The organism is Bradyrhizobium hipponense (genome assembly GCF_008123965.1).
Classification (GTDB): Bacteria; Pseudomonadota; Alphaproteobacteria; order Rhizobiales; family Xanthobacteraceae; genus Bradyrhizobium; species Bradyrhizobium hipponense.
In genome coordinates this window covers 1-1,927 of sequence record NZ_VSTH01000074.1, presented here as the reverse complement: position 1 = coordinate 1,927, position 1,927 = coordinate 1, and the positions used below count along the sequence as shown (strand labels likewise).

Annotated in this window: 2 protein-coding genes; one reads left to right on the top strand and one right to left on the bottom strand. The window is 61.2% G+C overall.

Annotated features, from left to right (window positions below):
* Positions 1-21: 21 nt before the first annotated feature.
* Positions 22-1,551 (bottom strand): group II intron reverse transcriptase/maturase, encoded by a 1,530-nt coding sequence (gene ltrA / locus FXV83_RS21775; protein ID WP_148741437.1) that lies wholly within the window; start codon positions 1,549-1,551, stop codon positions 22-24.
* A gap of 48 nt (positions 1,552-1,599) precedes the next feature.
* Between ltrA and FXV83_RS42900 the strand changes: the two genes are divergently transcribed.
* On the top strand, positions 1,600-1,839 hold the full coding sequence (locus tag FXV83_RS42900; RefSeq protein ID WP_187436064.1) for a hypothetical protein: 240 nt from the start codon (positions 1,600-1,602) through the stop codon (positions 1,837-1,839).
* The last annotated feature ends 88 nt before the right edge of the window (positions 1,840-1,927 follow it).

Below are 1,927 nucleotides of genomic sequence, written 5' to 3'. Positions count from 1 at the left end.
CTTTCGCGGTAGGGACGCGAGTTACCTCGCGCCCCCCGCACAGATCCGTACGGGCCCAATTCGGGCATACGGCTCCCACCTTGGGTGTCTAACGGCGAAGCGACTCGCTGGCCACGGATGAAGGATTCGCGGTTTCGGGAGCCAGTCGTCGGCCAACCGCTTGATCCGCTCCCAGGTCGTCCAGTCTTTCTGGCTCCGCTGCCGTAGCGTGCGCCGCCAGAGATTGGTGACGTGGAATAGGAACGCGGTCAGTGTCGAACTGTTTGTCGGCACCGCGTGGTAGTTGAAGTAGCCGGTGACGACCTGCTGCAACCATCTTCCCTGCTGGGGAATCGGCTGATGCATGCTCCGTCGCAGTTCCTGTTTGATGGCTTGCAACTTTGCCTGCATGCGATCCCGCCGGGACTTCCGCTTGATTTGGAATTTGCCCCGACGAGTTTTGCCGCAGATAAAGGTGAAGCCCAGGAAGGTGAAGGTCTCCGGTTTGCCGAGCCCGCGCCGCTTGCGGTTTTCCACCGCGAAACGTCCAAACTCGATCAGCCGGGTCTTCTCCGAATGAAGCGACAGTGCAAACTCCTGTAACCGCTTACGCATCTCGTCGAGGAAGCGACGGGCGTCGGTCTCGTGCTCAAAGCCAACAATGAGGTCGTCGGCGTAGCGCACGATGATCATATTGCCCGCAGCCTCACGCCGTCGCCAGCGCTCGGCCCAGAGGTCGAAAGCGTAGTGCAAGTAGAGATTGGCCAGAAGCGGTGAGATCACCGATCCCTGCCCGGTCCCCTTGTCACTGACCGTCACGATCCCGTCTTCCAGGACGCCTGCCTTGAGCCATTTCTGGATCAGGCGGATGATGCGTCGGTCGCCGACGCGATGTTCCACAAACTTGATGAGCCACTCCTGGCTCACTGTGTCGAAGAACGAGCGGATGTCGGCGTCCAGTATCCAGTTCACCTTTGTGCTGGTGATCCCGACTATGAGCGCATCCATCGCATCGTGCGTGCTGCGTCCGGGTCGGAACCCATACGAGAACCCGAGGAAATCTTCCTCGTAGATCGCGCTCAGCACCGCAGCCGTGGCCCTCTGGACGATCTTGTCCTCAAGGGCGGCGACCGCGATCGGGCGTTGCCGACCATCCGGCTTGGGTATGTAAACCCGCCGCGACGGTAGTGCCCGATACGCTCCCCGATGGACGCGAGCATGCAGGTCCTCAAGATTGCGCTCAAGGTGCTGCTCGTAGTCCCGACATGTCAGCCCGTCCACTCCAGCTGCAGCATTCTCCTTGAGTTCAGAGAATGCCTCTGCGAGGTGATCAATACTGACGTGATGGAAGAGCGCGGTGAACTTCTCCTTCTTCCTTTGCCTTGCAGCTTGCCGTATGCGCGCCAGCGCCTGTGACACGGTTCCCCGGTACTGTGCCCGGCCCGTGCTTTGCTGACTCACATTCCCCTCGGCCCCCGCCCTTGGCTCCACCAACTCCGCAGCCGGTTGCCCGGCTTTGTTCGTCGGCTTCACAGCTACTATGGCGGGGTCAGACTTCTCATGATCGTACATCGTCGGCTACGGCTCCTCGCCTTCCCGACGCGGACCAGTGCAGCACGCATGCTGGCGCTGGCCGACCATGAGATCTCCCGGTTCCCGAGCAAAGAGCGTGCGCACATGCCAGTGTCTAAGACCACGCCGGGCCGTCTGGGCGCTCGCGTTATCGCGCCCATCCGTGTTGCCTTCCGTCACCGGAACGACGTCGGCACCCAGGATGAGGGTACTTTCGCGGCTCAATGGCTGGCCTATGCGCTCCCCTGTCAACGCTTCGCCAATACCCTCACGGGTATCTGCGCATGACTCGGGGTCGATGCGGTTCGCTACTCCTTCATCGTGATGGACTTGCACCATCTACTCCTTGCCGGTCTCCCGGCGCACTCCGGTCTAC